This window comes from Streptomyces sp. NBC_01298 (genome assembly GCF_035978755.1).
Lineage (GTDB): Bacteria > Actinomycetota > Actinomycetes > Streptomycetales > Streptomycetaceae > Streptomyces.
This window is the reverse complement of the sequence record NZ_CP108414.1, coordinates 4,756,555-4,778,011: the sequence shown is the minus strand read 5'-3', so window position 1 is coordinate 4,778,011 and position 21,457 is coordinate 4,756,555. Positions and strand designations below refer to the sequence as shown.

Here is a 21,457-nt window from a genome sequence, read left to right as displayed (position 1 = left end):
AGCGGAGCAGGCGAGGCGGGCGGGGCCGGACTCAGTGCGCGTCGACGATGTGCTGCGTGCCGATGCGCTTGCGGAACACCCAGTACGTCCACCCCTGGTAGAGCAGGACGAGCGGGGTCGCCACCGCCGCGCACCAGGTCATGATCTTCAGGGTGTACGCGCTGGACGAGGCATTGGTGACCGTGAGGTTCCAGGCGTCGTTCAGCGAGGACGGCATGACGTTCGGGAACAGCGTCAGGAAGAGCATCGCGACGGCCGCCGCGATGGTGACGCCCGACAGGCCGAACGCCCATCCCTCCCGGCCGGCGAAGTTGAAGCCGAGGGCACCCACCAGGGCCAGTACCGCCACGATCATGGCGATCAGGCTCCAGCCGTCACCGCGCGAGACCTGGGTCCAGATCAGGAAGGCGAGCGCCAGGACGGCGGTCACCACCCCGAGCCGCATGGCCAGCTTGCGCGAGCGGTCCCGGATGTCGCCGACCGTCTTGAGCGAGGTGAACACCGCGCCGTGGAAGGTGAACAGGGTCAGGGTGACCAGGCCGCCGAGGATCGAGTAGACGTTGAGCAGGTCGAAGAAGTTTCCGACGTACTCCATGTCCTGGTCGATCTTCACGCCGCGCACGATGTTGGCGAAGGCCACGCCCCACAGGAACGCGGGGATCAGCGAGGTCCAGAAGATCGCGTGTTCCCAGTTGGTCTGCCACTTGTCCTCGGGCCGCTTGTGCCGGTACTCGAAGGCGACCCCGCGGATGATGAGGCAGATCAGGATGAGCAGGAGCGGCAGGTAGAAGCCGGAGAAGAGGGTGGCGTACCACTCGGGGAAGGCGGCGAACGTCGCACCGCCGGCCGTGAGCAGCCAGACCTCGTTGCCGTCCCACACGGGCCCGATCGTGTTGATCAGGACCCGCTTCTCCGTGCGGTCGCGGGCCAGCAGCTTGGTCAGGACGCCGACTCCGAAGTCGAAGCCCTCCAGGAAGAAGTAGCCGATCCACAGAACGGCGATGAGCACGAACCAGACGTCGTGGAGTTGCATGGTGTGGTCTCCTCAGCCTCAGTACGAGAAGGCCATCGGCCGGTCGGGGTTCTTGTCGTCCCCGCCGATCTTGGTCGGCGGGTTGAGGTCGGCCTCGGTGAGCTCGGGCGGGCCGACCTTGACGTACTTCACTAGGAGCTTGACCTCGATCACGGCGAGCACGGCGTAGAGCAGCGTGAAGCCGATCATCGAGGTGAGCACCTCGCCCTGGGAGACGTTCGGCGAGACCGCGTCCCGGGTGCGCAGGACCCCGTAGACCACCCAGGGCTGACGGCCCATCTCGGTGAAGATCCAGCCCCAGGAGTTGGCGATCAGCGGGAAGCCCATGGTCCAGAGCGCGATGATCCAGTACCAGTTCGTGAACTTGGGGCTCAGCGCCTTCTTGAAGAGGACCAGGTGGGGTACCTCTTCCTCACCGGTGCGCAGCCCCGGCGGCAGCATGAACTTCTTGCGGGTCAGCCAGAGCCCCAGCATGCCGACGCCGAGCGAGGCCATGCCGAAGCCGATCATCCAGCGGAAGCCCCAGTAGGCGACGGGGATGTTGGGCCGGTAGTCACCGGGCCCGAACTTCTCCTGCTCGGACTTGTTGACGTCGTTGATGCCCGGGACGAACGAGCTGAAGTCGTCGTTGGCCAGGAAGGACAGCAGGCCCGGGATCTCTATGGCGACCGTGTTGTGGCCCTTTTCCACGTCGCCGTAGGCGAAGACGGAGAAGGGCGCGGGCGCCTCGCCGTCCCAGAGGGCCTCGGCGGCGGCCATCTTCATCGGCTGCTGCTTGAACATGACCTTGCCGAGCAGGTCTCCGCTGATGGCGGTGCCCAGACCGGCGATGATCATGACGACCAGGCCGAGTCGCAGCGAGGTCCGCATGACGGGGATGTGCCTCTTGCGGGCGAGGTGGAAGGCCGCGATGCCCACCATGAACGCGCCGCCGACCAGGAAGGCCGCCGTCATGGTGTGGAAGAACTGGGTCAGCGCGGTGTTCTGCGTGAGCACCAGCCAGAAGTCCGTGAGCTCGGCCCGGCCGCGCTCGGGGTTCATGCGGTAGCCGACCGGGTGCTGCATCCAGGAGTTCGCCGCGAGGATGAAGTACGCGGACAGGATGGTGCCGATCGAGACCATCCAGATGCAGGCCAGGTGGATCTTCTTGGGCAGCTTGTCCCAGCCGAAGATCCACAGGCCGATGAAGGTCGACTCGAAGAAGAAGGCGATGAGCGCCTCGAAGGCCAGCGGGGCTCCGAAGATGTCACCGACGAACCGCGAGTAGTCGGACCAGTTCATGCCGAACTGGAACTCCTGGACGATGCCCGTGACGACACCCATCGCGATGTTGATCAGGAAGAGCTTGCCCCAGAACTTGGTGGCCTTGAGGTACTTCTCCTTTTCCGAACGCACCCAGGCGGTCTGCAAGATCGCGACGAGCGCGGCCAGCGAGATCGTCAAGGGAACGAAGAGGAAGTGATAGACGGTGGTAATACCGAACTGCCATCGCGCCAGGGTCTCTGGCGCCAAAGCTAGGTCCACGTCGTCGTCTCCTTCGTTTCGCCGTGGTCACAGCCGCAGTTTGCCTCTTGTATCCCACTCAATCCGGGAGGAAGCAGGACACGCTTGTGAACGCGTTCACATTCACAAGCATTATGTCGTACCGCTGTCGGCATCTTTCAGGGGGGTCCCCCCTAGCGAATAAATTCAACAGATTGTTGAATGCGACCCATGAAGATTCGATTCCTGTGGCCCGCGGGCCAGCTCACCGCAACGCTCGACGAGACCCCGACCGCCAAGGCCCTGGCCGACGCGCTCCCCATTTCCGCTTCCGCGAACACCTGGGGCGAGGAGGTCTACTTCGACACCGGCGTCTCCGTGGCCCTGGAGCACGACGCCCAGCAGGTCGTCGAGCCCGGCACGGTCGCGTTCTGGACCGAGGGCGACGCGCTCGCGCTCCCCTACGGCCCCACCCCGATCTCCCGCGGGGGCGAGAGCCGCCTGGCGAGCCCGTGCAACGTCCTCGGCTCGTTCGACGGCGACCCCCGCCTGCTGGCCACCGTCCGCGACGGTGACCCCATCCGCGTGGAACTGGCCTGACCGCACACGGCCCGGCCGGTCCCCTGGAGCCCTAGAGCTCCTTGAAGAACGCCTCCGCCGTGTGCAGGAAGAGGTCGTTCGCCTCGGGCTCGCCGATCGTGACCCGCAGGCCCTCGCCCGCGAAGGGCCGGACCACCACGCCGGCCTTCTCGCAGGCCGCCGCGAAGTCGGCGGTGCGCTCCGCGAGCCGCATCCACACGAAGTTGGCCTGCGTCTGCGGCACCACGGTCCAGCCCTGGGCCAGCAGCGTCCCGTAGACCCGGGCGCGCTCGCTCACCAGCGACCCGACCCGGCCCATCAGCTCGTCCTCCGCCCGCAGCGAGGCGACCGCCGCGTCCTGGGCGAGCTGGCTGACACCGAAGGGCACCGCGGTCTTGCGCAGCGCCGCGGCCACCGGCTCGTGCGCCACCGCGAAGCCGACGCGCAGGCCGGCGAGGCCGTACGCCTTGGAGAACGTGCGCAGCACGGCGACGTTGGGGCGGTTGCGGTAGAGCTCGATGCCGTCCGGAACCTCGACGTCGCGGACGAATTCCTTGTAGGCCTCGTCGAGGACGACGAGGATGTCGGAGGGCACCCGGTCCAGGAAGCGCTCCAGCTCGGCACGGCGCACAGCGGTACCGGTGGGGTTGTTGGGGTTGCAGACGAAAATCAGGCGGGTCCGCTCCGTGATCGCCTCGAACATCGCGTCCAGGTCGTGCACGTCCCCCTCGGTCAGCGGGACCTGGACCGAGGTCGCGCCCGAGATCTGCACGATGATCGGATAAGCCTCGAAAGACCGCCAGGCGTAGATGACCTCGTCGCCCGGGCCCGCCGTCGACTGGATCAGCGACTGCGCGACCCCGACCGAGCCGGTGCCGGTGGCGATGTGCTCGACCGGGACCCCGAACCGCTCGGCGAGCTCGTTCACCAGACCCGTGCACGCCATGTCCGGGTACCGGTTGAAGTGGCCGGCCGCGGCGACCGCACTCTCCAGCACCCCAGGCAGGGGCGGGTACGGGTTCTCGTTCGAGGACAGCTTGAACGCGACCGGGCCGCCCGCTGCCGCGGGCTTCCCGGGCTTGTAGGTGGGGATGCCGTCCAGCTCGGCGCGCAGCTTCGGGCTCTTCTCGCTCACCGCAGGTCCTCCTCGACCGTCCCGTACGACGTCGCCGTCGACTCAATACTCCTCACCTTATGAGGATTCCGTCCATCCGAGAACGGCGGGCGCCTGGAATGCGGGAGAGCGCACGCATATATGCGTGCGCCGGTGGCCTGCGCCGTGGCGCGCGTCCCTCGTACAGGTGAGTTGAGCCGAGCACGAGAGCGCTCCGTTTTGGCATGCACGGTCCCGTCGACAAGGGCACCAGACACCCCTCGTGACCAATCGCCTTCATTTCCAAGGTCATTGGGGGTGGCGAACCATGCAGAATCGTGCCTGTCAACGCGTGCATATGCATCCGGACCGCCCTGCCCACCGAGCCCTACTATCGGCTCGCCATGACAGCAGCAGGGAAGCATCAGGTGAGCCGGACCGAGACCACCCGGCGGGCCGCCGGCCGACAAGGCCGGGCGGGCATCAGGGACGTGGCCGCCGCGGCGGGCGTCTCGATCACGACCGTCTCCGACGCCCTCAACGGGAAGGGACGGCTGCCGGACGCCACCCGCCGCCACGTCCGCGAAGTCGCGGACCGACTGGGCTACCGCCCCTCCGCGGCGGCCCGCACCCTCCGTACCGGCAAGTCGGGCCTCATCGGCCTGACCGTGACCACGTACGGGGATGAACCTTTCACCTTCACCGAATTCGCGTACTTCGCCGAGATGGCCAGGGCCGCCACCTCCGCCGCACTCGCTCGCGGCTACGCCCTCGTCATCCTCCCCGCCACCTCCCGACACGACGTCTGGTCCAACGTGGCCCTCGACGGCACCGTCGTCATCGACCCCTCCGACCACGATCCCGTCGTCACCGAACTGGTCCGCCAGGGTCTGCCCGTCGTCTCCGACGGACGCCCCGCCGGCTCACTCCCCGTCACCGCCTGGGTCGACAACGACCACGAGGCCGCCGTCCTCGGACTCCTCGACCACCTAGCCGCCGCCGGAGCCCGCCGCATCGGGCTCCTGACCGGCACCACCACCGACACCTACACCCGCCTCTCCACGACGGCCTACCTGCGCTGGTGCGAGCGCGTGGGCCAGGACCCCGTCTACGAGTCCTACCCCGCCCACGATCCGTGCGCCGGCGCCGTCGCCGCCGACCGGCTCCTGGCCCGGCCCGACCGGCCCGACGCCGTCTACGGCCTGTTCGACCCCAACGGCACCGACCTGCTCGCCGCCGCCCGGCGCTACGGCCTGCGCGTTCCCGAGGATCTGCTGCTCGTGTGCTGCAGCGAATCCACCGTGTACGCCACCACCGAGCCGCCCATCACCACCCTGTCCCTCAAACCGCGCCGCATCGGCACCGCCGTCGTCCAGCTGCTCATCGACGCCATCGAGGGCGTCGACACGGACGGACCCGTCGAACAGGTCATCCCGACCGAGCTGATCATTCGTACCTCGTCCCAGCGCAGGCAGCCCCGTACGACCGTCAGCCCGCCCCGATCCCCGGCCCAGGACTGACCCCCGCGCCGGCCCAACGGCGGGGCCGCAGGTCCCGCCGAGGATTTCAGCAACACCCATATCGGGAGAAACCAGCAGGAAAGACCGGCGCCCGCCAGGATTCACCACCCCTGGTGCGTCACAGAGCGCGAGCTGCATTCCTATGATGGGCGCACGACATCACGGACCCTCCGCCCAGTAGCGGGAGGGTCCGCAGGTGTACGGCAGCGCGACGGTGGTGGAGGGGTCGATGACTCAGGGGGCCGGTCAGGGACCCGCGGTGCGGACGGACACCGAGCGGGACTTCCGGTTGCCGGTCGCCGAACCCGCCTCGCATACCGCGCTCCCGGGATCCGCAGCAATCGCGGCGGCGGGCTCCGCGGGGCTCGGGGCGGACGCCCCCGTCTACGGCGAGTACCCCGCGTACTACGACGCGGGCCCGGCTCCCGTGCCGGCTCCCGTCCCGCTTCCCGTTCCCGCGCAGCACGGATACGGCCACGAAGCCCCGTACGGCGCCCACGGGGAGCCCGTCGGACGCCCGATGGGTCACGTCTCCGAGGAGAGCGACCCCGAGGAGTACACGCCGACCCAGCGCGACCTCCCCATCATCGGGCGCGGCGCCCTCGGCGGCCCCGGCGACACCGTCCAGATCCAGTACGTACCGCAGGAGACGCCCGGCGAGGGTCCCGGCCCGCTCTACGTCGTCGGCGACGTGCACGGCTACATCGACGAACTCGTCGCCGAACTGCAGTTCCAGGGGCTCATCGACGCCGACCGCAACTGGTCCGCCGGCAACGCCCGGCTCTGGTTCCTCGGCGACTTCACCGACCGCGGCCCCGACGGCATCGGGGTCATCGACCTCGTCATGCGGCTCTCCGCCGAAGCCGCCGCGGCGGGCGGCTACTGCAAGGCCCTCATGGGCAACCACGAGCTGCTGCTCATCGGCGCCAAGCGGTTCGGGGACACTCCCATCGTCTCCGGCGCCGGCACCGCCACCTTCCAGGCCGCCTGGCTCCTCAACGGCGGCCAGCGCACCGACATGGACCGGCTGCAGGACGTCCACCTCCAGTGGATGTCCCGGCTGGACGCGGCGGTCCTGGTGGAGGACCATCTGCTCCTCCACTCGGACACCACCGCCTACCTCGACTACGGCGACTCGGTCGAGGACGTCAACGACACCATCCACGAGCTGCTCAACCGCAACGACGCCGACATCACCTGGGACCTGTTCCGCAAGTTCACCAAGCGCTTCGCCTTCCGAGACGAGGAGACCGGCCCCCAGGCCGTCCGCGAACTCATCGGCACCTACGGCGGCAGCCGCGTCGTACACGGCCACAGCCCCATCCCGTACCTGCTGGGCGAGGTGGGCACCGAGGACGGTGACGGCGCACACGGCCCCGAGGCCGTCGTCGGCCCGCACGTCTACGCGGAAGGCCTGGCCATCGCGATGGATGGTGGCGTGACGATGGCGGGCAAACTGCTCGTCGTGCAACTCCCGCTGAACGACTGAGGCTTCCCGGAGCTGGGTATTTCCGGAAAGCCCCTGTCTACGTACGGCGTGGGCGCTCTACCATCGCTCTATCCGTAGCAGGCTCTCCTCCGTTTGTGCCGGCGCCCCGTTCTACGCGGGCATACCGGTCCCTACGGAGCATCGGGGGATGCACATGACCAGCGCTCCGCACCTGCTCACCGAAGACCGACCGGAGTTCGATCGGCTCCTCGACGAGGCGCTGCGCACGGCGAACGCCAGGCCCGAGCTCGCCGCCCTCGGCGAACGGCTGAACGCCGAACAGCTGCGCACCATGGCCATGGGGGCCACCGGGCTGCTGACAGCCGCGGCCGCGGCCGAGTACGACCATTACGTGAAGGTCCGCAAAGAACGGCAGAACGAGATCCTGTCCACCCCCGGAAGCACGGGGGAGGAGGGCGACGGGCAGGGCGGCGGCGCGGGCGTCAGCGCCGTGGTCGCGGTCCTCGCGCCGGTCCTGGCCGGCACCGCCATGCTGATCTTCCTGCTGGTGGGCTACATCCTGAAGATGATCGAACCCGAACCCGCCTTCGCCGACACGATGCTGACGGCGGGCTGGCTGTTCGGCGGGCTCACCGCCGCCGCGCTGCTCTTCGCCGTGATCGGACTGCTCGTCACGGCCGTCCGCAACAGTTCCACCGAGGTGGCTGCGGACGAGACCGAGGCGGTACCCGACGAAGTGGCACGAGCCCGGGAAGCCTGGCGCAACGCCCTGCTGGAGCGGGGCATCGTGCCGTTCCTCCGGGACGCGCTGGCCGATCCCAGCGCCGGGGCCGGCCTCCCGGCCCCCAGAAAGCCGGGAGCCGGGCGCATCCCCAACCTGGGATACACCCGGCCCGATTTCACCAGTCCGGGCGCCCCAGCGGAGGGGCCCCGTCCCGGCTACTCGTCTCCGGACTTCACCAGTCCGGACTTCGGCGGCCCGGAGACCGATCCGAAGTGAGCGCTACTGGCCGTTCGGCGAGCCCGAGTAGGCCAGGTCGCCCTTCCACTCGACGCTCTTGCCGCGCAGTCCGATCGCCGGGTTCGGCGCCGGCAGGAGCTGGGTCCAGGCCTCGTCCCAGACGAAGGTGCCGCCCATGGTGTCACCGTGCGTCTGGAACACCTGACCGGTCGTGGTCAGCACCTTGATGTACGCGTCATTGCCCTGGGCCGCGATGGAGATGCCGCAGGCAATTCCGACGGGGAAGCCCGGATTGTCGTCAGCGTCGCTGATGTTCTGCCAGACCGGCACGCCGCCCGGCGTGGACGCCCGCCCGGCGTAGGCGACGCCGCCCGTGAGGGCGGCGTGGAAGTCCTCGGTGTTCGAGGGCGAGTAGCTGTCGATGTCACTGCAGGGACCGGTGGGTCCGGTCGCGCCCGTCGCCCCGTTGGTACCCGAGGCGCCGGTCGCACCCGTCGGACCCGTCGGACCGGTCGGACCGGTGGCGCCCGTGGAACCGGTGGCTCCCGTCGCGCCGGTGGCACCGGGGTAGCCGCGCGGCCCGGTCGGGCCCGTCGCTCCGGTCGCGCCCCGGGGGCCGGTGGGACCCGTCGCACCCTTGGGTCCGCGCGGGCCGCGCGGGCCCGTCGGACCCACCTTGCAGTCGTCTCCGTGACCACCACCGGCCACCGGCGCCTGCGCCGGTACGCCCGCTCGGTGGCGCTGGGCCTTGCAGTGGTCCCCTCCCGCCGGCGCCTCGGCCAGCGCGACCGCCGGGGTCGCCAGACCGGCCAGCACGAGCGCCACCGTGGCGAGCGTGCCTCCCGTCAGCCAGCCGGCTCGTCGGGGCAGCGGCCCCAGGTAGACGCGGGCCTTGTTCTCAGAACTCATGTACCGCTCCTCGCACACACCGGATCGAATCGACCTGCGAAGCCCGGACGTACGACCGGTCTCCGCGGGCCATCTTGAGGACCCCGACGCCTCGAGTCCGACCGGCGCGCCCATCTGTCAGCGGAACGGCGCAGCGCACACGGCCACTTGGCGGCCTGCCGCACGGCCACCCGGGGCCGCGTCGCATACGCCATGTTTCACGTGAAACACCCGTCGCTGTTTCACGTGAAACATCGGAGCGGCTGCCCGATCAACCGGCGGACCGGTCTCCCGGCAGCCGCCTGCGCTGCGTGACGTCCGCCAGCGCCGGGGAGCGCCACGCGCCGTCCGGGTGGTACAGATTCCGGCCCGGCTCCACGATCTCGTCGATCCGGTCGAGGGTCGCGTCATCGAGGACCAGTGCCGCGCCCTTCACCAGGGCTTCCAGCTGCTCCATGGTCCGCGGCCCCGTGATCACAGAGGTGACGGCGGGATGCGCCAGCGGGAAGGCCACTGCCAGCTCGGGCAGCGTGCAGCCAATGGAGTCGGCGAGCTCCACCAGCTGCTCCACGGCCTCCAGCTTCGCGACGTTGCCCGGGATCGCGGGGTCGAAGCGGGCGGGCGCCAGAGCCGCACGCCCCGAGGTCATGTCGATGGCGTTGCCGAGCCGGTACTTCCCGCTCAGGAATCCCGACGCGAGCGGGCTCCAGGTCAGGACGCCCATCCCGTATCTCCGGGCGACCGGGAGCACACTGCTCTCGATCCCGCGCGCGAGGATCGAGTACGGCGGCTGCTCGGTCCGGAACCTCGGCAGAGCCCGCCGTTCGGCGACGTGGTGCGCCTCGACGATCTCCTCGGCCGGGAAGGTGGAGCAGCCGAAGGCGCGTATCTTGCCGGCCCGGACCAGATCACCGAGGACGGACAGGGTCTCCTCGACGTCCGTGCCCTGGTCGGGGCGGTGCACCTGGTAGAGGTCGATCCAGTCCGTGTCCAGCCGGCGCAGGCTGTCCTCGACGGCACGCACGATCCAGCGCCGGGAGTTCCCGCTGCGGTTGCGCCCCTCGCCCATCTGGAAGTGCACCTTGGTCGCGAGTACGACGTCGTCCCGCCGGCCCTTGAGGGCCTTGCCCACGATCGTCTCGGACTCCCCGGCCGAGTACATGTCCGCGGTGTCCACGAAGTTGATCCCGTGATCGAGCGCGGCATGGATGATCCGGGCGCAGTCCCCGTGATCCGGATTGCCGACCGCGCCGAACATCATCGTGCCGAGGCAGTGCGTGCTGACCTCGATGCCGGTCCCACCCAGAATTCGGTATCGCATGCTCATGGGCCGCACTGTAAAAGTTGGAGCGCGCTCGAGCGCAAGCCCCCGCCAAGCCCCTTGTGGGTACCGAACGTGCGGCGGCCCGGAGCACCGGCCGGACCGAGGTCCGGCGGCGCTCCGGGCCGCTTGCTGCTTACACCGGGCTCACCGGTCCGGGACTACCCGCGGTGCTTGTTGCCCTTCGGCGCCGTGTGCTTGGCGGCCGGCGTCTTCGCCGCCGGCTTCTTGGCGACCTTGTTCTTGAAGTCGGGCTTCATCGCCTGGGGCTTCTGGAGGAACATGTCCCTGGCCGCCACGGTCCGCGCGGGGGCGCTCGTGGGGCCGGGGGTGATCTGCACCCACGGGTGCGGTGTTCCCGGCGCCGCGGTCCCGCAATCCAGGGACGGAGTGGGGTTATCGATCGCGCAGAAGGTCTCCCATACCTGCCCGGTGGTGGTCGAGATCTCGATGTTCGCCCCGTTGGCGTGCTCGTCGACGGCGATGCCGCACGCGATCCCGGACGGGTAGTTCGGGTTGCGCGCGGCGTTGGTCAAGTTGTGCCAGTCGAAGGGCGTGTTGGGGTTCCCGAGACCTCGGATACCGACGTGCGCGATCCCGTTGATCATCACCGCTTTGATCTCGCGGGAGGCGCTGGGCTTGTAGGCGGCGATGGCGTTGCACTGCGAGACAGGACCGGTGGCGCCGGTCGCACCCGTGGCACCCGTCGCGCCAGTGGCACCGGTCGCACCATCAGCACCCGTCGCCCCAGTCGGGCCATCAGCACCCGTCGGACCCGTGGCACCGTCCGCACCCGTAGCACCGGTCGCGCCATCAGCACCCGTCGGGCCGGTCGGACCATCGGCACCCGTAGCGCCCGTGGCACCGTCCGCACCCGTAGCGCCGGTCGCACCATCAGCACCCGTCGGGCCGGTCGCACCGTCAGCACCCGTAGCGCCTGTCGCACCGGTCGCACCATCGGCACCCGTCGGACCCGTCGGACCCGTCGGACCCGTCGCCCCGTCAGCACCCGTCGGGCCCGTCGGGCCCGTCGGGCCCGTCGCACCATCGACACCCGCCGGACCCGTCGGGCCGGTCGGACCCGTCGCACCATCAACCCCCGTGGCGCCCGTCGCGCCCGTCGCGCCCGTCGCGCCCGTCGCGCCGGTGGCGCCGGTGGCGCCCGTCGCGCCAGAGGGTCCTGCCGGTCCCGTGGGTCCCGTTGGCCCGGTCGGGCCGGCCGGCGGACACCCGTGGTCGTGACCGTCGTGGTGCTCGCGGCCTTCGTCGTCCCCCCAGCCGCCGTGCTCGTGCTCGTCCTCGTCCCCACCACCGCCGCCGCGGTATCTGTCCTGCGGCGGCCCGTCGTGCGGCTCACAGTCCTCGCCTCCGCCCCCGCCCGACGGGACAGCGGCTCTCACCGCAGTGAGCGTCGGCTTGGCCACCGCGACGACGGGGGTGGCCATGCCCACGAGTACGAGGGACAGCGAGGCCAGGGCACCTCCCGCGATCCAGGCGCGGTTGCGGGGGACGGGACCAAGCTGAAGCTTGGTCTGGTGCTCACGACTCATCTGCAGCGCTCCTTCGGAACGGAATGCGAGCCGGAACGGGTGCCGCCCCGGCTGCGAGTTCGAACGTCCTTGGGACTTACGGACGGCGCCGCCCGAATCTTGAGATGGCCGGGGTTTTTATCAGCAGGACGGCTTATCAGACGCCCCCGAACGGCTGCTCCGCCGCCCACCGGGTGGTAGCGCCACCGGCGTGCCGCCGACCCATCGGCAGCCGCACTCCCTAACGTCGCCCGCGATCCGTCCGACGAGAGGGTGCTGCGGTGAGGCCGACCATCTGCCTGAACATGATCGTAAAGAACGAGGCGCCCACGATCCGGAAGTGCCTGGAGTCGGTGCGCCCTCTGATCGACACCTGGGTGATCGTGGACACGGGCTCCACCGACGGCACCCAGGACGTCATCCGGGACTGCTTCGCCGACCTGCCCGGCACCCTTCACGAGCGGCCGTGGAAGGGTTTCGACGGTAGCCGCAGCGAGGCGGTCGAACTCGCGCGCTCCAGCGCGGACTACCTTCTGTTCATCGACGGCGACGACGAGATGCAGATCCGGCCCGGGTTCCGCATGCCGGACCTGACGCACGACGCGTACCAGGTCGCGCTGCACGACGGTCCGATCGTCCACTGGCGGCCGGCGCTGGTCTCCACCCGGCTGCCCTGGCGGTACGTGGGCGTGCTCCACGAGTACATCGACTGCGGCACCGAGTACGGCCGCGACGTGATCGAGGGCTTCAACATCCTCTCCGTCGGCGGTGGGGCCCGCTTCCGGGAAGAGGGCCAGCGGGCGAAGTACCTGCGCGACGCGGAAGTCCTCACCGAGGGCCTCGCGAAGGAGCCCGACAACACCCGGTACGCCTTCTACCTGGCCCAGAGCTGGCGCGACGCGGGCGAGCCGGAGAAGTCACTCGACGCCTACGACCACCGGGTCGCCATGGGCGGCTGGGCCGAGGAGACCTACTGCGCGCGGCTCTACGCCGCACGGCTCGCGGTCACCCTCGACAGGCCGTCGGCCGAGGTGATGGACCGCTACCTCCGCGCACACGAGAGCCGCCCCTCACGCGTCGAGGCGCTCGGCGATCTCGCCCGGCTCTGCCGCCTCGAAAACCGCTGGCCCCTCGCCTACCTGTTCGCCCGGCAAGCGGTGAGGGTGCCGCGCCCGGACGACATCCTCTTCGTCGAGTTCGCGTGGCACGACTGGCGGGCGCTCGACGAACTCGCGGTGGCCGCCTACTGGGCCGGCGAGTACCAGGAGTCCCTGGACTGCTGCGAACTCCTGCTCCAGGACGGCAAACTGCCCGACGACCAGCAGGACCGGGTCCTCGCGAACCTCGAGTTCGCCCGCCGCAAGCTGGGCGTGGGCTCCCGGGCCTTCGCCTGACCTCGCGCGCCGGACCGGTACCTGCCCGGCCCGACACGACACGACGTACGCAACGGCGGCCCGCGACTCCCCCCTCGGTGTCGCGGGCCGTCCGTATGTGCCGGGACGGGGGGTCAGTCCGCCAGCGGCAGGTACACGCGGTTGCCCGCGGCCGCGAACTCGGCGGACTTCTCCGCCATGCCCGCCTCGATCTCCTCGGCGCCCAGGTCGCCGCCGTGCTGGCGGCGGATGTCCTGGGAGATCTTCATCGAGCAGAACTTCGGACCGCACATGGAGCAGAAGTGCGCGGTCTTGGCCGGCTCGGCCGGGAGGGTCTCGTCGTGGAACTCGCGGGCCGTGACCGGGTCGAGGGCCAGGTTGAACTGGTCCTCCCAGCGGAACTCGAACCGCGCGTCCGACAGTGCGTCGTCCCATTCCTGGGCGCCCGGGTGGCCCTTGGCCAGGTCCGCCGCGTGGGCCGCGATCTTGTACGTGATGACACCGGTCTTCACGTCGTCGCGGTTCGGCAGGCCCAGGTGCTCCTTGGGCGTGACGTAGCAGAGCATCGCGGTGCCCCACCAGGCGATCATCGCGGCACCGATGCCCGAGGTGATGTGGTCGTACGCGGGCGCGACGTCGGTGGTCAGCGGGCCGAGCGTGTAGAACGGCGCCTCTTCGCAGATCTCCTGCTGGAGGTCGATGTTCTCCTTGATCTTGTGCATCGGGACGTGCCCGGGGCCCTCGATCATCGTCTGCACGTTGTGGCGCTTGGCGATCGTATTCAGCTCGCCCAGCGTCTTCAGCTCCGCGAACTGCGCCGCGTCGTTCGCGTCGGCGATGGAACCGGGGCGCAGGCCGTCACCCAGCGAGTACGTGACGTCGTACGCCGCGAGGATCTCGCAGAGCTCCTCGAAGTTCGTGTAGAGGAAGTTCTCCTTGTGGTGCGCCAGGCACCAGGCGGCCATGATCGAGCCGCCGCGCGAGACGATGCCGGTCTTGCGGCGGGCGGTCAGCGGCACGTACGACAGCAGCACGCCGGCGTGGACCGTCATGTAGTCGACGCCCTGCTCGGCCTGCTCGATGACCGTGTCCTTGTAGATCTCCCAGGTCAGGTCCTCGGCGCGGCCGTCGACCTTCTCCAGCGCCTGGTACAGCGGCACGGTGCCGATCGGCACGGGGGAGTTGCGCAGCACCCATTCGCGGGTGGTGTGGATGTTGCGGCCGGTGGAGAGGTCCATGACCGTATCGGCGCCCCACTTGGTCGCCCAGGTCATCTTGTCCACCTCCTCCTCGATCGAGGAGGTGACCGCGGAGTTGCCGATGTTGGCGTTGACCTTCACCAGGAACCGCTTGCCGATGATCATCGGCTCGATCTCGGGGTGGTTCACGTTGACCGGCATGACCGCGCGACCTGCGGCGATCTCCTCGCGGACGACCTCGGGGGAGACGTTCTCGCGGATCGCGACGTACTCCATCTCCGGGGTGATCTCGCCGCGGCGGGCGTACGCGAGCTGCGTGACCGCGGCGCCGCCACGGCCGCGGCGGGGCTGGCGCGGACGGCCCGGGAAGACCGCGTCGAGGTTCTTGAGGCCACCGCGCGGGGAGGTGTGCTTGATGCCGTCGTCCTCGGGGCGCACGGGGCGGCCCGCGTACTCCTCGGTGTCACCGCGGCTGATGATCCAGTTCTCGCGCAGCGGCGGCAGGCCCCGGCGCACGTCGGTCTCGATCTGCGGGTCGGTGTACGGACCGGACGTGTCGTAGAGCGTCACGTCCTTGCCGTTGGTGAGGTGGACCTGACGAACCGGCACCCGGATGTCGGGGCGGGAGCCCGCCACGTATCCCTTGTGCCAGCCGGGCTGGCGCTCGGTCTGGCCGTCGGCGTCCTGGCTGACGGCAGGCGTGCGTGCGTCCTGAATGGTCATGAGACCTAATCTCCCTACGCCGGCATTACCCGGTAACAGGTTCGGCGGTCGACGCAGCCTCCTCCCGTACGCATATTCGAATGCGAACGGTGATCAGCGCCCTCTCAGCCCGGTGCTCCGAGCTCCCGCGTTGTGCAAAGTAGCCCCCACGCTAGCGTCATGTGTGGCGTGCTGAACAGTGGGCCCCCTCATCTGTTGCGATGATCAGCCAGTGACGTCCTCGCCGCAGCCCCCCACCGACCCCACGGATCCCGCCGGTCACACCGACCACTCGGGCCACGCGCACGCCGATCCCGGTCACTCGCCCGGCCACGCTCCCGGACACTCCCACGGCCACACGCACAGCCATGGCCCGGCGGCCCCCGTCTCGAAGCACCTGCGCAAGGTGATCGCGGCCGTCCTGATCCCCTTCGCGGCCGCCGTCGTGATCGGCATGGCGGTGCTCTGGCCCGGCGGTGCGCCGGACCACGCGCGCACCGGAGTGGGCTTCGACCGGCAGACCCAGCAGGGAACGGTCGTCGCGCTCCAGCACGTCGACTGCAAATCCGTGAACGCCGCTCAGGTGCCCGCCACCGGCGACACCTCCACTCCCGAGGGGCGCGAGGCTCTCGCCGAACAGAACGGCGAGTGCAAGAAGGCCACCATCAGGGTCGGCAGCGGTCCCGACAAGGGACGCGAGTTCTTCGAGATCGTCCAGCCGGGCGCACCACGACAGTTGACGGACGGCCAGGACGTGGTGGTCGCCTACGCCCCCGACGCGCCCCGGGATCTCCAGTACTCCGTGATCGACGTGAACCGCAAGCTGCCGATGGCCCTGCTCGCCGGCATCTTCGCCCTCGCGGTCGTCCTCGTCGGGCGGATGCGCGGGCTGTTCGCGCTCATCGCCCTCGTCGTCAGCTTCGCTGTGCTGACCCTGTTCATCCTCCCGGCGATCCTGCAGGGGTCGAATCCTCTGGTCGTGGCCGTGGTCGGAGCCAGCGCGATCATGCTGATCGCGCTCTACATGTGCCACGGGCTGACGGCCCGTACCTCGGTCGCGGTCCTCGGCACCATCATCTCGCTGCTGCTGATCGGCCTGCTGGGTTCCCTGTTCATCGACTGGGCGTTCCTCAGCGGCAACACGGACGACAACACCGGGCTGATCCACGGGCTCTACCCGAACATCGACATGAGCGGTTTGCTGCTTGCGGGTGTCATCATCGGATCGCTCGGCGTACTCGACGACGTGACCGTCACTCAGACCTCGGCGGTCTGGGAACTCCACCAGGCAGACCCGTCGATGGGCCCGCGCGGGCTCTATCGGGCAGGCATCCGCATCGGGCGCGACCACATCGCCTCGGTGGTGAACACCCTGGTACTGGCGTACGCGGGCGCGGCGTTGCCCCTGCTTCTTCTGTTCTCGATCGCGAACAGCAGCATGGGTTCGGTGGCCAACAGCGAGCTGGTGGCGGAGGAGATCGTACGTACCCTCGTGGGCTCGATCGGACTGGTCGCCTCGGTACCCGTGACGACGGCGCTGGCCGCACTCGTGGTGTCCGCCGACCGCGCGGAATCCCCGGCGGCCACAGCGGCCTCGGGGCCGCTCCGCGGCGGCCGGGGCCGGCGACGCAAGCGCTGAATGGCGGACCGGCGGGCGCGGCCGGTCAGTTCGCGCACGCGGCCGGTCGTGAGGAACGGCAGGGTGGAGCGCTCAGCGCGTCGGCACGCTGAGCCGTGGTGCGTGGTGATGCGGATGGTGCGTTGATGCGTTGATGCGTTGATGCGTTGATGCGGATGGTGCCGTACTGCTTGCCGGCACGCCCTGGTCAGCGGACGTAAGGCCGGGCTTCGGTCAGCCCGCGTTCTGCTCGTTCTGCTGCGACTCCGCGAGGATCTTGTCGAGCGCCTCGTCGAGGTTCTCCTCGAAGTCCCCGAGGTTGCGCTCCTGGCCGAGCGGAACGATCCGGTCGGTACGGTCGAGGAACGCCACGAGTGGCGCCGCGCTCGCGCGGAAGAGTGCCCGGTCTGCGCCTACCTGCAGCCGGATGTGGACATCGGACAGCTCCTCCGGGTCGGTCGGAGCGATGTGGACATCGCCGTCGCCGCACGGCTTGTTGATGCCGTCCAGAAGGAGCTCCCGGCCGAACGCCCAGGTGACGGGCGCATCTCCGGGAAGGTGGAAGGTCAGGCGGACTGCGTAGGGGTCACGAGCGTCGTACCGGAGTTCCACCGGAATCCGGAACGAGAGCTCCTCGGAAACGAGGAAGCTCATCATGACCTCTGCCTGTACCGACTCGCGCATTGCCTACCCCGCTGTAGTGGAAGTGGCCAGGAATGATCCCCCAAGGCCCTCTTGACAAGAGTGGTGGAAGCGCTTGCAGATCACAAGGAGTGAGTTTTCAGATACTGATAGAGAACGAGAGGGTGCTCAACAGCGCGCCTACTTCACTCCGTAGCCGATCGACCGCATACAGCAATCGATTTTCCTGGTGCAGAGGGAGAGAAATCGCCATGGTCGCGGCGGTGTCGCCGGCCGTGATCGGGATGGCCGCGCACACCGTACCCAGGGCGTATTCCTGCCGCTCGGTCACCGGCTGCATCCGCTCCATGGAGCCGATCCGCTGCTCCAGAGCCTGCAGATCCCGCACGGTGTACTGGGTGATGGCCTCGACCGGGTGCCGGTCGTAGTAGTCCTTGCGCGTCTTCTCGTCGAGCTGGCCCAGCAGGCACTGCCCGATGGCGTGCGCGTGGCCGGTCTCGCGGAAATCGGCCCACTCCTCGCAGGCAGGGTGCGCCGGGGTGTCCGAGACACCGACGACCTCGATTTCACCCTCGCGGTATACCGCGAAGTAGACGGGGGCCCCGACCGCGTCGCGGAAGTGCGCGAGGGAGTCGAGGATCATGCTGCGACGTTTCTGCTGAAGCCCCCCACCGGCCAGTCGGCCGGCGGCGTCGCCCAGAACGAAGACTCCGCTCTCCCGTCGCAGATAGCCCTCGTGCGTCAGGGTGCGCAGCAGGTGGTACGCGGTGGGAAGCGGGAGCCCGGCCTCGCGCGCCAGTTGTTTCGCCGGGGCTCCCTCACTATGGGAGCCCACCGCTTCGAGCAGCCTCAGCGCCCGCTGCACCGAACCGATCAGAGTCGGCACACCGGCATTGTGAACCGAAGACAAAGCTCACCCCCAGGCGTGGCGGCGGGCCGTGGGGGGGCCCGCCCTGCGGGGGCCGCCCCCGCGTGCGCCGTGACTCCTGGGGGTCGTGCTCGGTGGCTTTAACACAGAACCGCAGGTCAGAGCGGCACTACCGGCGTTCGGTGCCCAGGGAACAGCACAGATTGCCACTCTATCCGCCGATTCCCGGGCTGTGAGCGGTTTAGGGCTTCACGTTCCCTCAGCTGGGTTAATCCCGGTGTGACCCTGGTTGCGCCAGTTCTACCACTCCCCGGCGGAGGACTTCGACTCGGTGCCCTTGAACTTCCTGACGACGAAGATCAGACCGCCGACGAGGGCCACGAGGAGCAGCGCCTTGAAGAGGAAGCCGATCAGCGCACCGATGATGCTGGTGATCACACCACCGAAGACGAACAGCACCAGCAGCGGAACGGCGACCCACTTGACCCACCAGGGCATGCCTTCGAATATCCCTCGGATGCCTTCCATGTCCTCGACCTCTTCTTCCTAGTGCGTACGGTCCGTGACTTCCTGCTCTCGATGCTAGGAGGCCGCGGCGCCCGGCGGGGGCCCGCGAGCCCCTGTACTCCCCTGATCCTCCCCCTAGGGGGAGGATGCCGCGGACCCTCAGGCCCCTCAGGCCCAGGGGAGCCGTTCACCCTTCCGGCGGAGAGAAGACGACCATGACCTTCAGGTTCTCGGTGATGTGGTGGAACTTGTGCGGGACCCCGGCAGGCACGTAGACCACGCTCCCGTTGGCGACCGTCGTCGTCTCTTCCCCGACGGTGATCGAGGCCCGGCCGCTCACCACGAAGTACACCTCGTCCTGGCCGTGGGGCTGTTGGGGGTCGCTCTGCCCGGCGTCCAGTGCGTACAGCCCGACCGACATGTTCCGCTCGCGCAGGAACTGAAGGTAGGCACCCTCGTTCGCGGCCCGCTCGGCCTCTAGCGCGTCCAGCCGGAAGGCCTTCATCTTTTCGTACCCCTTGTGCTCTCTCGTCCGGCAAGCATCCGCAGATCAGCAGATGTTCCACCGCGACCATCTCTGCAACGATCAGACACATGACGAATTTCGTAGTCAAGACCCTCGCCAACGCGGCAGCCCTGGGCGTCGCCATCTGGCTCGTCGCGGGCATCACGCTGGAGGACGACAGCAGCACGGGCCACCAAGCGCTCTCCCTGATCCTGGTCGCGCTGATCTTCGGCCTGGTCAACCTCATCGTCAAGCCCGTGGTGAAGCTGCTCTCGCTGCCCCTGTTCGTCCTCACCCTCGGCCTCTTCACCATCGTGGTGAACGCGGCGATGCTGCTGCTGACCTCATGGCTGGCGAAGCAGTTCGACCTCAGCTTCCACGTCGAAGACTTCTTCTGGTCGGCGATCGTCGGCGCCCTGATCATCTCCGTCGTCTCCTGGGCCCTGAACATGGTCCTGCCCGACAAGAACTGAAGCAGGGGCCCATGTACCGCGTGTGCTTCGTCTGCACCGGCAACATCTGCCGCTCGCCCATGGCCGAGTCGGTCTTCCGCTCCCACGTGGCCGACGCCGGGCTCTCGGGCCTGGTCGAGGTCGACAGCGCCGGCACCGGCGGCTGGCACGAGGGGGACGGGGCCGACCCGCGCACCGCGGCCGTCCTGGAGGCCGCGGGATACGAGTCGGGCCACCGGGCCCGGCAGTTCCGGGCCTCCTGGTTCGCCGGCCTCGACCTCGTCATCGCGCTCGACGCCGGGCACCTGAGCGACCTGAGGGCGCTCGCCCCCACCCCACAGGACGCCGCCAAGGTCCGGCTGCTGCGGTCCTACGACCCGGCGGCCTCCGCCGGCCAGACCGACGTACCGGACCCCTACTACGGCTCCCTCGACGGATTCGAGGAGTGCCTGCAGCTGGTCGAGGCGGCGAGCCCCGGCCTGCTGGCCGCCGTAAGCGAAGCCGTGAAGGAGCACACCCCATGAGCGCCCCCGACCCCGCGACCCCGAGACGGGAGCGGCTCGGCGACGGCACCGTCGCCGTCCGCGCCGGTCTGCCGGAGCCCGTCAAGAACGAGCCGCCGCTGCCCGGCCCCGTCTTCGCCGCCCACTTCCACCTGCCCGGCGACGTCGAGGGCCCCTACGCCTACGCCCGCGACACCAACCCCACCTGGACCCTGCTGGAGCAGGCCATCGGGGAGCTGGAGGCCCCCGGCCTGGACGGGATCGACACGGTCGTCTTCGCCTCCGGCATGGCCGCGGTCTCCGCCGTACTCCTCTCCCAGGCACGTGCCGGCGACACCGTCGTCCTGCCCGACGACGGCTACCAGGTGCTGCCCCTCGTACGGGAGCAGCTGGAGGCGTACGGGGTCCACGTGCGCACCGCACCCACCGGAGAGGACGCCCAGCTCTCGGTCCTCGACGGAGCCCGCCTGCTGTGGCTGGAGACCCCGTCCAACCCCGGACTCGACGTCTGCGACATACGACGCCTCGTGGACGCGGCGCACGCCGGCGGAACCCTCGTCGCCGTCGACAACACCCTCGCGACCCCGCTCGGCCAGCGCCCCCTCGAACTGGGTGCCGACTTCTCGGTGGCCAGCGGCACCAAGGGGCTGACCGGCCACGGCGACCTGCTGCTCGGTTACGTCGTCTGCCGCGACGCCGAACTCGCCGCGGGCATCCGCCGCTGGCGCAAGGTGGTCGGCGCGATCCCCGGCCCCATGGAGGCCTGGCTCGCCCACCGGTCCCTGTCCACCATCCAGTTGCGCGCCCAGCGCCAGTGGGCCAACGCGCTCGCCGTCGCCGAGGCCCTCCGCGACCGCGCCGACGTCACCGGGCTGCGCTACCCGGGCCTGCCGTCGGATCCGTCCCACAAGACGGCCTCACGGCAGATGCGCGGCTTCGGCTCCGTGGTCTCCTTCACCCTGGCCGACCGCGCGTACGCGGAACGGTTCATGGCCGCCCTGCGGCTCGTCGAGGACGCCACCAGTTTCGGCGGCGTCCGGTCCACCGCGGAGCGCCGCCGGCGGTGGGGCGGCGACGACGTGCCCGAGGGATTCATCCGCTTCTCCGCAGGGGCCGAGGACACCGAGGACCTGGTCGCGGACGTGCTGCGAGCGCTCGAGCTGGCGTCCCGGAAGAGCTGACCGGCCGGCCGACGGCGGTCCGAGCACGCCCTGGGGCGGCTCGGCCCGCCC

20 protein-coding genes are annotated in these 21,457 nt (G+C 69.4%); 9 read left to right on the top strand and 11 right to left on the bottom strand.

Going from position 1 to position 21,457, the window contains the following annotated elements; translation table 11 throughout:
* Positions 1-31: 31 nt before the first annotated feature.
* Together cydB and OG730_RS21610 are read right to left on the bottom strand one after the other, a co-directional pair.
* The gene (cydB, locus tag OG730_RS21615) at positions 32-1,033 is read right to left on the bottom strand and encodes a cytochrome d ubiquinol oxidase subunit II (RefSeq protein WP_327305786.1); all 1,002 of its coding nucleotides are present in this window, start codon (positions 1,031-1,033) and stop codon (positions 32-34) included.
* An 18-nt stretch (positions 1,034-1,051) separates the two neighbouring features.
* The gene (locus OG730_RS21610) at positions 1,052-2,557 is read right to left on the bottom strand and encodes a cytochrome ubiquinol oxidase subunit I (RefSeq protein ID WP_327305785.1); all 1,506 of its coding nucleotides are present in this window, start codon (positions 2,555-2,557) and stop codon (positions 1,052-1,054) included.
* Positions 2,558-2,746: 189 nt separating this feature from the next.
* On the opposite strand from OG730_RS21610, the gene OG730_RS21605 reads away from it, so the two are divergent.
* Positions 2,747-3,115, top strand: a complete 369-nt coding sequence (locus OG730_RS21605) for a cyclophilin-like fold protein (RefSeq protein ID WP_243331197.1) — start codon at positions 2,747-2,749, stop codon at positions 3,113-3,115.
* 31 nt (positions 3,116-3,146) lie between these two features.
* On the opposite strand, the gene hisC is transcribed toward OG730_RS21605, so the two are convergent.
* Positions 3,147-4,229, bottom strand: coding sequence for a histidinol-phosphate transaminase (gene hisC, locus OG730_RS21600; protein WP_327305784.1), 1,083 nt, complete (start codon positions 4,227-4,229; stop codon positions 3,147-3,149).
* 362 nt (positions 4,230-4,591) lie between these two features.
* Here hisC and OG730_RS21595 point away from each other — a divergent pair, with 362 nt between their 5' ends.
* From OG730_RS21595 to OG730_RS21585, 3 genes are all read left to right on the top strand, one after another.
* Positions 4,592-5,707 carry a LacI family DNA-binding transcriptional regulator gene (locus tag OG730_RS21595; protein ID WP_327305783.1) on the top strand — a complete coding sequence of 372 codons (1,116 nt, stop codon included), beginning with the start codon at positions 4,592-4,594 and terminating at the stop codon, positions 5,705-5,707.
* 214 nt (positions 5,708-5,921) lie between these two features.
* Positions 5,922-7,196, top strand: coding sequence for a metallophosphoesterase (locus tag OG730_RS21590; RefSeq protein WP_442815205.1), 1,275 nt, complete (start codon positions 5,922-5,924; stop codon positions 7,194-7,196).
* A gap of 148 nt (positions 7,197-7,344) precedes the next feature.
* The gene (locus OG730_RS21585; protein WP_327305781.1) at positions 7,345-8,157 is read left to right on the top strand and encodes a hypothetical protein; all 813 of its coding nucleotides are present in this window, start codon (positions 7,345-7,347) and stop codon (positions 8,155-8,157) included.
* 3 nt (positions 8,158-8,160) lie between these two features.
* Here OG730_RS21585 and OG730_RS21580 read toward each other — a convergent pair whose 3' ends face one another.
* The 3 genes from OG730_RS21580 to OG730_RS21570 all read right to left on the bottom strand — a co-directional run bounded on the left by OG730_RS21580 (position 8,161) and on the right by OG730_RS21570 (position 10,935).
* On the bottom strand, positions 8,161-9,027 hold the full coding sequence (locus OG730_RS21580) for a collagen-like domain-containing protein (RefSeq protein ID WP_327305780.1): 867 nt from the start codon (positions 9,025-9,027) through the stop codon (positions 8,161-8,163).
* A 250-nt stretch (positions 9,028-9,277) separates the two neighbouring features.
* Positions 9,278-10,327, bottom strand: coding sequence for an aldo/keto reductase (locus OG730_RS21575; protein WP_327309355.1), 1,050 nt, complete (start codon positions 10,325-10,327; stop codon positions 9,278-9,280).
* 161 nt (positions 10,328-10,488) lie between these two features.
* Complete coding sequence (locus OG730_RS21570; protein ID WP_327305779.1) at positions 10,489-10,935, bottom strand: hypothetical protein; 447 nt, start codon at positions 10,933-10,935, stop codon at positions 10,489-10,491.
* A 1,226-nt stretch (positions 10,936-12,161) separates the two neighbouring features.
* Here OG730_RS21570 and OG730_RS21565 point away from each other — a divergent pair.
* Positions 12,162-13,250 (top strand): tetratricopeptide repeat-containing glycosyltransferase, encoded by a 1,089-nt coding sequence (locus OG730_RS21565; protein ID WP_327305778.1) that lies wholly within the window; start codon positions 12,162-12,164, stop codon positions 13,248-13,250.
* A gap of 113 nt (positions 13,251-13,363) precedes the next feature.
* Here the strand turns inward: OG730_RS21565 and thiC are convergent, their stop codons facing one another.
* Positions 13,364-15,151, bottom strand: a complete 1,788-nt coding sequence (gene thiC, locus OG730_RS21560) for a phosphomethylpyrimidine synthase ThiC (protein ID WP_327305777.1) — start codon at positions 15,149-15,151, stop codon at positions 13,364-13,366.
* A gap of 211 nt (positions 15,152-15,362) precedes the next feature.
* On the opposite strand from thiC, the gene OG730_RS21555 reads away from it, so the two are divergent.
* A complete protein-coding gene (locus tag OG730_RS21555) occupies positions 15,363-16,769 on the top strand; it encodes a YibE/F family protein (protein ID WP_327305776.1) in 1,407 nt (468 codons plus the stop codon).
* A 213-nt stretch (positions 16,770-16,982) separates the two neighbouring features.
* On the opposite strand, the gene OG730_RS21550 is transcribed toward OG730_RS21555, so the two are convergent.
* The 4 genes from OG730_RS21550 to OG730_RS21535 all read right to left on the bottom strand — a co-directional run bounded on the left by OG730_RS21550 (position 16,983) and on the right by OG730_RS21535 (position 19,270).
* On the bottom strand, positions 16,983-17,432 hold the full coding sequence (locus tag OG730_RS21550) for an SsgA family sporulation/cell division regulator (protein ID WP_243331178.1): 450 nt from the start codon (positions 17,430-17,432) through the stop codon (positions 16,983-16,985).
* Positions 17,433-17,529: 97 nt separating this feature from the next.
* Entirely contained in the window at positions 17,530-18,267 is a 738-nt protein-coding gene (locus tag OG730_RS21545) for an IclR family transcriptional regulator (RefSeq protein WP_327309354.1), read from the bottom strand.
* Between the two features lie 291 nt (positions 18,268-18,558).
* Positions 18,559-18,777, bottom strand: coding sequence for a DUF5326 family protein (locus OG730_RS21540; RefSeq protein WP_243331368.1), 219 nt, complete (start codon positions 18,775-18,777; stop codon positions 18,559-18,561).
* Between the two features lie 175 nt (positions 18,778-18,952).
* Complete coding sequence (locus OG730_RS21535) at positions 18,953-19,270, bottom strand: cupin domain-containing protein (protein ID WP_327305775.1); 318 nt, start codon at positions 19,268-19,270, stop codon at positions 18,953-18,955.
* Positions 19,271-19,359: 89 nt separating this feature from the next.
* Between OG730_RS21535 and OG730_RS21530 the strand changes: the two genes are divergently transcribed.
* Genes OG730_RS21530 through OG730_RS21520 form a run of 3 tightly spaced genes read left to right on the top strand, consistent with a single transcriptional unit; the run spans position 19,360 to position 21,406 of the window.
* On the top strand, positions 19,360-19,743 hold the full coding sequence (locus OG730_RS21530; RefSeq protein ID WP_327305774.1) for a phage holin family protein: 384 nt from the start codon (positions 19,360-19,362) through the stop codon (positions 19,741-19,743).
* 11 nt (positions 19,744-19,754) lie between these two features.
* Complete coding sequence (locus tag OG730_RS21525; protein WP_327305773.1) at positions 19,755-20,246, top strand: low molecular weight protein-tyrosine-phosphatase; 492 nt, start codon at positions 19,755-19,757, stop codon at positions 20,244-20,246.
* Positions 20,243-21,406 carry a cystathionine gamma-lyase gene (locus OG730_RS21520; protein WP_327305772.1) on the top strand — a complete coding sequence of 388 codons (1,164 nt, stop codon included), beginning with the start codon at positions 20,243-20,245 and terminating at the stop codon, positions 21,404-21,406. Before OG730_RS21525 ends, OG730_RS21520 begins: the two co-directional genes overlap by 4 nt.
* Positions 21,407-21,457: the final 51 nt, after the last annotated feature.

Bases quoted from the DNA above. Each gene is read 5' to 3' on its own strand.
- cydB (WP_327305786.1), bottom strand. From the start codon at position 1,033: ATGCAACTCCACGACGTCTGGTTCGTGCTCATCGCCGTTCTGTGGATC.
- OG730_RS21605 (WP_243331197.1), top strand. From the start codon at position 2,747: ATGAAGATTCGATTCCTGTGGCCCGCGGGCCAGCTCACCGCAACGCTC.
- OG730_RS21595 (WP_327305783.1), top strand. From the start codon at position 4,592: ATGACAGCAGCAGGGAAGCATCAGGTGAGCCGGACCGAGACCACCCGG.
- OG730_RS21585 (WP_327305781.1), top strand. From the start codon at position 7,345: ATGCACATGACCAGCGCTCCGCACCTGCTCACCGAAGACCGACCGGAG.
- OG730_RS21580 (WP_327305780.1), bottom strand. From the start codon at position 9,027: ATGAGTTCTGAGAACAAGGCCCGCGTCTACCTGGGGCCGCTGCCCCGA.
- OG730_RS21575 (WP_327309355.1), bottom strand. From the start codon at position 10,327: ATGCGATACCGAATTCTGGGTGGGACCGGCATCGAGGTCAGCACGCAC.
- OG730_RS21570 (WP_327305779.1), bottom strand. From the start codon at position 10,935: ATGATCAACGGGATCGCGCACGTCGGTATCCGAGGTCTCGGGAACCCC.
- OG730_RS21565 (WP_327305778.1), top strand. From the start codon at position 12,162: ATGATCGTAAAGAACGAGGCGCCCACGATCCGGAAGTGCCTGGAGTCG.
- thiC (WP_327305777.1), bottom strand. From the start codon at position 15,151: ATGACCATTCAGGACGCACGCACGCCTGCCGTCAGCCAGGACGCCGAC.
- OG730_RS21550 (WP_243331178.1), bottom strand. From the start codon at position 17,432: ATGCGCGAGTCGGTACAGGCAGAGGTCATGATGAGCTTCCTCGTTTCC.
- OG730_RS21535 (WP_327305775.1), bottom strand. From the start codon at position 19,270: ATGAAGGCCTTCCGGCTGGACGCGCTAGAGGCCGAGCGGGCCGCGAAC.
- OG730_RS21530 (WP_327305774.1), top strand. From the start codon at position 19,360: ATGACGAATTTCGTAGTCAAGACCCTCGCCAACGCGGCAGCCCTGGGC.
- OG730_RS21525 (WP_327305773.1), top strand. From the start codon at position 19,755: ATGTACCGCGTGTGCTTCGTCTGCACCGGCAACATCTGCCGCTCGCCC.
- OG730_RS21520 (WP_327305772.1), top strand. From the start codon at position 20,243: ATGAGCGCCCCCGACCCCGCGACCCCGAGACGGGAGCGGCTCGGCGAC.